9 protein-coding genes are annotated in these 8,593 nt (G+C 41.8%); 5 read left to right on the top strand and 4 right to left on the bottom strand.

Annotated elements, in window-relative coordinates; all coding sequences use genetic code 11:
- Nucleotides 1–30: 30 nt before the first annotated feature.
- Nucleotides 31–1,131, bottom strand: coding sequence for an ISAs1 family transposase (locus tag BW947_RS14265; RefSeq protein WP_076499763.1), 1,101 nt, complete (start codon nt 1,129–1,131; stop codon nt 31–33).
- A gap of 293 nt (nt 1,132–1,424) precedes the next feature.
- Entirely contained in the window at nt 1,425–1,745 is a 321-nt protein-coding gene (locus BW947_RS14260) for a hypothetical protein (protein ID WP_076500662.1), read from the bottom strand.
- Nucleotides 1,746–1,963: 218 nt separating this feature from the next.
- Here BW947_RS14260 and BW947_RS14255 point away from each other — a divergent pair, with 218 nt between their 5' ends.
- The 3 genes from BW947_RS14255 to BW947_RS14245 are packed head-to-tail and all read left to right on the top strand — an operon-like array spanning nt 1,964 to nt 4,936.
- Nucleotides 1,964–2,458 (top strand): putative 4-hydroxy-4-methyl-2-oxoglutarate aldolase, encoded by a 495-nt coding sequence (locus BW947_RS14255; protein WP_076500660.1) that lies wholly within the window; start codon nt 1,964–1,966, stop codon nt 2,456–2,458.
- A 40-nt stretch (nt 2,459–2,498) separates the two neighbouring features.
- A complete protein-coding gene (locus BW947_RS14250) occupies nt 2,499–4,322 on the top strand; it encodes an AsmA family protein (RefSeq protein WP_076500658.1) in 1,824 nt (607 codons plus the stop codon).
- Nucleotides 4,322–4,936, top strand: a complete 615-nt coding sequence (locus tag BW947_RS14245; RefSeq protein WP_076500656.1) for a BsuPI-related putative proteinase inhibitor — start codon at nt 4,322–4,324, stop codon at nt 4,934–4,936. The genes BW947_RS14250 and BW947_RS14245 overlap by 1 nt, the downstream gene beginning before the upstream one ends.
- A 136-nt stretch (nt 4,937–5,072) precedes the next feature.
- Here BW947_RS14245 and BW947_RS14240 read toward each other — a convergent pair whose 3' ends face one another.
- A complete protein-coding gene (locus BW947_RS14240; protein WP_076500654.1) occupies nt 5,073–6,623 on the bottom strand; it encodes a LysM peptidoglycan-binding domain-containing protein in 1,551 nt (516 codons plus the stop codon).
- Between the two features lie 231 nt (nt 6,624–6,854).
- The gene (gene gloB / locus BW947_RS14235) at nt 6,855–7,643 is read right to left on the bottom strand and encodes a hydroxyacylglutathione hydrolase (protein ID WP_076500652.1); all 789 of its coding nucleotides are present in this window, start codon (nt 7,641–7,643) and stop codon (nt 6,855–6,857) included.
- Between the two features lie 10 nt (nt 7,644–7,653).
- Between gloB and BW947_RS18735 the strand changes: the two genes are divergently transcribed.
- Together BW947_RS18735 and BW947_RS14230 are read left to right on the top strand one after the other, a co-directional pair.
- Nucleotides 7,654–7,824, top strand: a complete 171-nt coding sequence (locus BW947_RS18735; protein WP_159436988.1) for a hypothetical protein — start codon at nt 7,654–7,656, stop codon at nt 7,822–7,824.
- A complete protein-coding gene (locus BW947_RS14230; protein ID WP_076500650.1) occupies nt 7,805–8,560 on the top strand; it encodes a class I SAM-dependent methyltransferase in 756 nt (251 codons plus the stop codon). Before BW947_RS18735 ends, BW947_RS14230 begins: the two co-directional genes overlap by 20 nt.
- Nucleotides 8,561–8,593 lie beyond the last annotated feature (33 nt).

Genomic DNA, 8,593 nt, shown 5'->3' with positions numbered 1-8,593 from the left:
CCAGGGCGGGATTAAGCTTTGTTAAATCTTTTAACCAAAGAAAATCTCGCTCCTAAAATCGCCATTCCATGCTGCCTTTCTTATCTTGGTTGGTTTACTGGCTTTTAGCGGATGCTGCTCTAAAAGGTTCAGCACGATACGCCGAAATAGCGCCATCTTCTTCGCGTTTTCACGGTCACCCATTCTTGAGCTGTCTTCCCTAAAGGTGACGTCAAGCACCCAGTGTTGCTGGTTCTCGATGTGCCAATGCTGACGCACCGCTTTGGCTGCAAGTTCGACGTCCAGAGGTAAAGAACTTAAGTAATAATCCGTATTAATGCTTGTAACACCTTTATATGTTCGTTGACGCTCAACGGCAATTAGCGACTTGGCTGATGGCCACTTTTTCGCGAGCGCCTGCGGCAGCTTTGCTGGAATTTGAAATGTCGTGCGACGCTCCTTACGGCCATGCCCCTTGTCATCCTCTTCGATACTCAATATGTCGACGCCGTCGTTATCCCAGTGAGGTTGGAACTGCATCTCTATGGCCTGCCTAAGTAGAGGTTGGTTGCCTTTTACCTGAACAACATAGTCACCTTTAGCTTTGATGATTTGTTGAAGCGTTTCCCGCTGGCAGTGAAGTGCATCAAAGGTTACAACAGCGTCTTTAATGTCTAACATGTGCAACAGCGCTTGAACCGTTGCGATTTCGTTACCTTTGGTCTGTGTATCTTGCTGATACAGCACAATTCCTTGTTCGGTATCAAAGGCCGAAACGAGGTGTAGCGCATTTTTAGCGCCATGTTGATTAACTGCACCCCGCAACGTTTTGCCGTCGATAGCGATTAATGGCTTGGATGAGGCCTCTCTTAAGCTATTTGCCCAACTAAAGAGCGCCAACACCAGTATTTCGGTATCGATGACTTTAATGATCCGAGCAATGGAATGCCGAGTCGGGATCCCTTTGTCAAAATCTCGATGTTTACGTAGCCAAGATAGGTTCTCTTTGCCGAATTCTTCGATAGCTTGCCAGCCATCACAACCTGAAGTGATTGCCGCTAAAACGAGAAAAATAATATCAACTAAATCATGGTCTAGGTTGATGTGAGAGCGAGGGTCTTCGATGAGTTTCAAGTGTTCAAATAAGGACATGGATTAGGTTCAGTAGAATAACATGCCCGATCAGATCATGCAGATACGAAGAAGTTCCCTACTGTTAACAAAGTATGATCCCGCCCTGATCCAGAGGCAGGGCTTAGGCTCTGCTTTTTTATGGGTATAATTATCATTTGAATATCAATACTAAGTTAAACAACAAATTTGTTAACGTTTTATAGCGAATAGTCGGTTTACTCATTATGTTGATAACCGCTTTGTTATATGCACATGTCAACCCTATTAATATTGGAGTCGATTATGCGATAAAGTTAATCATCGTGATAATGTTAGCTTTTTGATTTAGAAGATGTCATCAGTCCTAATACTTCATCATAGGAGATGTTAAACTCTCTCGATAGGTTAATCACTTTTGTTTTGTAAGTTTGAATGTTTTCTTGCATTGCTAATTGATGTTTCTTTTCTTCAACTAAATCGTTAACCGTTTCTTGTAATATTAATAGTCGACGTAAACTATAATCGAGAGATTGAATATATTTGGCCATTTGTTGCTGATTACGTGCTTGTTCAAGATCCGTGGAAACTTTCTTATCGTATCCATATTCATCAAGAGCTGCGAGCGCATTTTTTAAATCAAGATCTGTATTCATTTGGTGTTCGCTATATAACAAAAAAGGAGAGAGAAAAAATTATGAGACTACAAAGGTATCACAGGACGTTAACTGGAGCAGATTATAATGCCAACACCAATATACACCAAATTTTTAGTGCTTCAAATGCAATAAAATTGAAATTGGTTTTCGCTTTGAACTTGTCGAGGTCGATAATTATGCGTAGTCTAAAGTTTTAAGCACTAACGGAGAAACAAATGCTTGATCTATTGCCTGATTTGTTTGACCACTATCCCTCTAAACTTCAATTGTTGCCGTTGGCTTTTAAGGCATTTGGTGGAAAACCACTTTTTTGGGGTGAGATAGTGACAGTGAAATGCTTTGAGGATAATTCCAAAGTAAAAGAAGTTCTGGCGCAAAATGGACAAGGTAAAGTGCTTTTTGTCGATGGTGGCGGTTCCTATAGGCAAGCATTACTCGGGGATTTAATTGCTCAAAGTGCCTTAGATAATGGCTGGCAAGGCGTGGTAATTAATGGTTTTGTACGTGATGTTATGCGAATAAAGACATTTAATTTAGGTATTTATGCTTTAGGTGCTGTCCCAATTAAAACTGAAAAGCGAGATCAAGGGCAAATTAATGTCCCAGTAAATATGGGCGGCGTAATGGTTAAACCTGGCATGCAACTGTATGCCGATGAAAATGGTATTGCAGTGAGTGATGAGCTGTTGGACTGTGCATTTTTAAGCTAAATCATTGTAATAAAAACCTGTTTTTAATAAGGATATTTATATGAAATTCATTAAGTGGCTCTTGGCCTTAGTGGTAACACTGTTTCTTTTGGTTGCTGTTTATCTCAGCGTATTTTTCGATCCTAATGACTTTAAACCTGAAATTGTCGATGCTGTAAAAAAGCAAACTGGCCGTGAATTTGCTATCAGCGATGATTTGTCTTGGACCTTTTTTCCGGTGATTGGCATTAACTTAGGTGGCGTTTCCCTATCGAATCCTGATGGTTTTAGCCCTAAAGCGATGTTAGATGTTCATAAAGCAGTAGCAGAGGTGGCATTAATGCCATTATTTAGTCACAAAATTGAAATTGCAGAATTGAGCCTTGATGGCGCAACAATTAATTTAGTTACCCGTAAAAATGGGAGTTCGAGCCTTGACGGTTTAGTGGGTGAAGAGAGTGGGCAAAAAGCGCCAGTATCTGCTGAACCTTCAACTAAGCGCCAACTTTCAGATATTAATATTGGCGGGGTCTCTATTACTAACACCCAAATTAACATGATTGATGAAGCTAAAAAGCAAACTCAAACTTTTACGCTAGATAGCTTTACCTTGGGTGAGTTTACCTTAGATAAATTTGCTCCAATTGCTTTTGAATTTAGTGCCACAATGCCGGATATGACACTGAGCAGTAAAGGTAAAGGTGAGTTAAAACTTAGCCGCGATGTTAAGCAACTCGTTATCAATGATCTCAACATTGACACTGTGATGGAAGGGGAGAGTATTCCGAATAAGAAACTCGAAACATCGATTACCTTAGCGACTCAAATCGCACTCGATAAACAGCAATTGTCGGTTGATATTACCCAGTTAACTGCTGCGAATATTAGCGCAGTGGGGAAACTTGGCGTCAATTATGGTACCAAAATCCCCAAGATTAATGCTGACTTTCAAATTGGCGACCTCGATTTAGATGCCTTGTTGCCCAAAACTGAAGCCGTTGAGACGACACAACAGACACCGGCAGCGAGTCATCAGGTTGCTGATGAACCTGATTTTTCTGCACTGAAAGGGCTTGATGCAAAACTTAAATTGACGGTTAAGTCGATAAAAGTTGCTAATTTAGCGACGCAGAATTGGTTAATGGATATGAGTATCCAAAATGGTGTCATAGACTTAACTAAGCTGAACGCTGATCTGTATCAAGGTCAATTACTTCTCAGTGCACAGGTTGATGCGCGTCAAGCCGTGGCCAGCTACCAATTTGATAACAGTGTAACAGGTGTACAAATACGTCCTTTATTAAAAGATGCTGCAGACGTCTATTTATTAGCGGGAACGGCTAACTTTAGCGTAAAAGGTAAAGGGAAAAGCCTTATTCCTTTGCAGCTAAAGCAAAATCTATTAGCGAATGGGCATTTTGATATAAATGATGGTGCCTTGTATGGCGTTAATATTCCACAGATGATCCGTAGCGCACAGGCTAAGTTAAAGGGCGACTTATCTTCACAGAATAAGGAAGAACATAAAACTGATTTTTCCAGTTTAACTGGCAGTTTTACCCTTGATAATGGCGTTGCTAATAATCCTGATCTGGCGATGTCGTCACCACTACTGCGCCTTGCTGGTAAAGGTAGTGCAAACTTATTAACCGAAGCGCTAGATTATAGGCTGACGGCAAGTTTAGTGAATAGTTTGAAAGGTCAGGGTGGCGATCAAGAAGCCCTCGCGGGGATTGATATTCCGCTTGCGATTACAGGGACTTTCCAAAAGCCAGAATATGCTTTGGATACTAAAGCCTTACTGAATAATCAGTTCAAGGAAGAAACCGAAAAAGCGAAGGAAAAATTAAAAGATTCCTTGTTGAAAAAACTAGGAGGTTTTTAATGGTAAGTTTGAAGCGTTACGCTTTGCTTGTGTCGGTTAGTGTGGTTGTGAGTGGACAACTTGTTGGCTGCATAGCGCCTAAAACGCCCGCTAACAGTAAACCGACTGAAACCAAAGCCGCTACAGCAGTTAAACCTGAAATTGTACGTGCGGCGGATTTAGCGCTTGATGTTTCTAGTCATAAAAACATTCCAACATTAAAGGTTGAGCCTGTAACTACTGGCGCAGCGCAAGGGCTACTGCGTGGAGAATTAATCTTAGCCTCTTTTGTTGATTTTGAGCATGCAGTAAAAGCAACCTTAAGCGTGACTAATCCACAAACCTATGCCGTTGATTTACGTTATAACACAGGAATGATGGCGGATTTATGGTTAGTGACTCAAGAGGGAAAACGCCTATGGGCTTGGTCAGAAGATATGATGTCCACGCAAGCGTTACGTAATAGCCAATTAGGCGCAGGCAAAGTAATCAGTACATCCTTTAGTATCCCACCTAAAGCGTTTGCAGGCATCCCTGCAGATGGTGCTCGTTTAGAAGCGCATTTTGTAGCTAAAGCGGTAGCGTCAAATGCAACATTAATGGCACCAGTGGTTTTACTATTAACCATGGAGTAAGTAACCATGGAATAAGGCAATTACACAGTAAAAAGGCAGCGTTCCCATCGGTTCGCTGCCTTTTTTATGCTTTAGATCTGAATTAAACTTACGTTTAACGGTAATGCATTATCTAGTATTAATGTTTTTTAAATGCTTATGCACTTAATTTACTCTCATCAACAACTAGCTTAATTACTTGCCCAGGTTGTAAATATTGTGATTGCGCGAGGCTATTCCATTCGAGTAACTCGGCGACACTGACATTAAATTTGTTAGCAATACGAACAAGGGAATCCCCTGTTTTTACCTTGTAGCTCACAGTACGAATTTGTGCTGTTTGTTGGCTATCTGTCGGTGTAAAAATCACTAATTTTTGACCATCTTTTAACTTGTTTTTTTGAGCTAATTTGTTCCAAGCACTCAGTTGTTTCACTGTCACCTTGTGGGCTTCTGCTATTTCACTCAGCGTATCACCCGATTTCACTTGATAAGCTATTTGGTTGGATGTTGTTGCTGTGTGCAATTTTTTGGGTAATTGCTGTTGAGTCGATAGTGCATAGAGCTGCTTATCTTGAGCATCAACAGGAATAATCAAATGCTTACCAGTCACGATAGTATTGCTTTTCATGCCGTTAGCAGCGCGAATTGCAGCAATTGTGGTGTGGTGCTGTTTAGCAATATTGCTAATGCTGTCACCGGATTTTATCGTATAGCGTAGCCAGCTAATTCTATCTTCGCTCTCGGTTTCGGCGAGTGCCTTTTTAAATTCTTCCGATTTATCAATCGGCAGCACTAGCGTGTGTGGTCCTACTGGCGATGTAGCCCAGCGGTTATAACCAGGATTGAGTTTTTGTAGCTCGAGTGTCGTCATATTGGCGAACCCTGCTGCCATTGCTAAATCAATTTGGCTATCGATATCAACCACTTCAATAGAAGGATTATTACCAATTGGCGCTAAGTTAATTCCGTATTCATCGGCATGCTTAATGACTTCGGCTAATGCCAGTAATCGTGGCACGTATTGTTCCGTTTCTCGGGGTAAATCTAATGACCAAAAGTCAGTTTTAAGTCCTTTTTTCTCATTATCTTTAATCGCATTCAGTACCCGTGATTCGCCCGAGTTATAGGCTGCAATAGCATAAAGCCAATTATTATTGGTTTTACTATAAAGATATTCGAGCATGTCCAATGCCGCAGTTGTTGAAGCGGGGACATCGCGACGGCCGTCGTACCACCAGTTCATCTCTAAACCAAAATGGCTGGCCATGGGCGTCGTAAATTGCCATAAGCCTGAGGCGGTTGAACCTGTAGAAGAGGCCGAAGGATCAAAGGCGCTTTCTATGATAGGTAAAAGAGCTATCTCAATAGGAAGATGACGTTTTTCAAGTTCTTCTACAATCAGGTACATATAAGGCACCGCACGCTCGGAGATGATCGCCAGATGCTGCGGATTTTTGATATACCAATCGCGATATTGGTTGACCAACTTTTGATCAGGAACCGGTAATTGCATTCCTTGACGAATGCGTTCCCACACATCGGTAATTTGCGCCGATGGAGCCTCTGTAGCGAGGTAATATTCTGGGACTATGGTTTGGGCGTTGACGGTTTCAACTTTTGTCTGGTTAGTGTCATTGTTGTTTAGGGTTTGACAGCCTGTGAGTAGGGCAAATCCCCCTGCAACAATATAAAGTGATACTCTCATTGAAAACGGTAGTCCTCTGTTAGTGCATTACTCTCTTTACAGTAACGATATGTTTTTTATAAAGATAAAGACAACGCAGCGCGCAAAGTATTCACGCAAAACGAGCCATTCTATGGGATCTTTGCGATCTTGTCCCTTAATTATCGTACATAATGTAAGGCTATTTTTGACTTACATCATCAAAAGTGGAAAAAACAGTTTAAATTTCAATCAATAATATTGCTTTTGTGATCAAAAAATATCTTTCCACTGTCTGAGTAAAGTAAAACAGCTCAGTTCATCCAATTTTGTCGGTTTTATTGCGTTAAAATGCTGCTTGATGCTGGCTACAATGTCAGGATCGGCTGCGCGTAAAAATGGGTTAATAGCACGTTCTAATGCAATGGTAGAGGGGATAGTGGGCTCATCTTGGCTTCGTAATTTTTTAGCTTGTTCGTTGTAGGCTTGTAACTCGATATTGTTCGGATTGACCGCGAGAGCGAATTTGAGATTGGATAGGGTATATTCATGGGCACAATAAACTCGTGTATTTTCCGGTAATTGGCTGAGTTGTTTGAGCGATGCAAGCATTTGCGCTGGCGTGCCTTCAAATAAACGGCCACATCCGCCGCTAAATAAGGTATCACCACAAAATAAGGCATCTTCAATAACGTAGGCGATATGCCCTGCGGTATGCCCAGGCACATCGAGCACTTGCAGTGGTGCGTTTAGATAGTCAAGCGTGAGCATAGGCTGTGTTTTGGCATCAAGTGGATGAGTCATGTCTGCAATGGCTTCATTATTTGGGCCATAAACCGTGAGTTGATTGCCACTATAGGCTTGAAGTTCTGCGACTCCTCCTGTGTGGTCTCTATGGTGATGCGTCAGTAAAATTCCAGCTAACGTGAGCTGATTCGCGTTAAGGTAGTTAATCACCACCTTAGCATCACCTGGGTCGACAACATAAACGTGTGCCTGAGCCTGTTGTAACACCCAGATATAATTGTCATTAAAGGCTTTAACTGCTGTTATAGTGAGCATAGCAATACCTATGTCTGTGTTTGAGTATAAAGATAAGGGTATTATCCATGAGTGTATGACCCTTGGCGATGTTTACGGCCAAGCGGTGTGGCAGTATTTAAGTCGCAGTATGTTAGCATCTGTAGTATTGGATAATGGCCCCAAGCTAACGGAGGAACTCTGTGTCGCATTTCAGTTTTGATCTCAAGCCAAAGCAGTGGGATGACTTACCCAATGGCGCAGCGCTGCAACAAGCGGTAGCCGCACATCTTGAAAACTGGTGGCCAAGAGTATTTGGTTATCATCTATTAAAGTTAGGCCCTTTGAGCGCAGCATTATCGAGCATGGCATCACCGGTAGCGCATCATTTTTCGCTATCATCCCAAGACGCATCAATCATAGGTGATTTCTGTCATTTACCGCTGCAGAATGGGGTTATTGATGCTGTCGTAATGAGTTTGTTACTTGAGTTTGAACCCGATCCTTACCGTATCCTACGTGAAACTGATCGAGTGCTCATAGCTGGAGGCTATCTTTTTATTGTTGGATTTAATCCTTTAAGTCCACTATTTTTGGGTAAATTGTGGCCTAAATACCAGGATTGCCTTCCTTGGAATGGTCGTTTTTTTATGCCATCACGCGTGCGAGATTGGTTAGGATTATTAGGTTATCAAGTTGTCGCAGATGAACGTTTGGTTTATCACCCGTTAATCGGTGAGTTTACCCAAGGGCGATTTTTTCAACAAAGCTTAGCCTCGTGGTTACCCAGTGCGGGTAGTTTATATGTGATTGTGGCACGTAAACTGGAATCGCCACTTACACCTATCCGTGATAAACGCAAGATGCGACAAACCAATTGGAGTACAGCGCCAACGGCTGGATGTGCAGAGCATTTATCTGATAATTTATCAAAGCCATTATCTGAACATACTGAATAACGGGCAGGCTATTTCTATTTTTAACGTGCAGGT

The sequence above is a fragment of the Shewanella morhuae genome (assembly GCF_900156405.1).
GTDB lineage: Bacteria > Pseudomonadota > Gammaproteobacteria > Enterobacterales > Shewanellaceae > Shewanella > Shewanella morhuae.
This window is presented reverse-complemented; position numbering and strand designations above follow the sequence as displayed.

Coding starts and splice junctions, on each gene's coding strand:
- BW947_RS14265 (WP_076499763.1), bottom strand. CDS start 1,131: ATGTCCTTATTTGAACACTTGAAACTCATCGAAGACCCTCGCTCTCAC.
- BW947_RS14260 (WP_076500662.1), bottom strand. CDS start 1,745: ATGAATACAGATCTTGATTTAAAAAATGCGCTCGCAGCTCTTGATGAA.
- BW947_RS14255 (WP_076500660.1), top strand. CDS start 1,964: ATGCTTGATCTATTGCCTGATTTGTTTGACCACTATCCCTCTAAACTT.
- BW947_RS14250 (WP_076500658.1), top strand. CDS start 2,499: ATGAAATTCATTAAGTGGCTCTTGGCCTTAGTGGTAACACTGTTTCTT.
- BW947_RS14245 (WP_076500656.1), top strand. CDS start 4,322: ATGGTAAGTTTGAAGCGTTACGCTTTGCTTGTGTCGGTTAGTGTGGTT.
- BW947_RS14240 (WP_076500654.1), bottom strand. CDS start 6,623: ATGAGAGTATCACTTTATATTGTTGCAGGGGGATTTGCCCTACTCACA.
- gloB (WP_076500652.1), bottom strand. CDS start 7,643: ATGCTCACTATAACAGCAGTTAAAGCCTTTAATGACAATTATATCTGG.
- BW947_RS18735 (WP_159436988.1), top strand. CDS start 7,654: ATGTCTGTGTTTGAGTATAAAGATAAGGGTATTATCCATGAGTGTATG.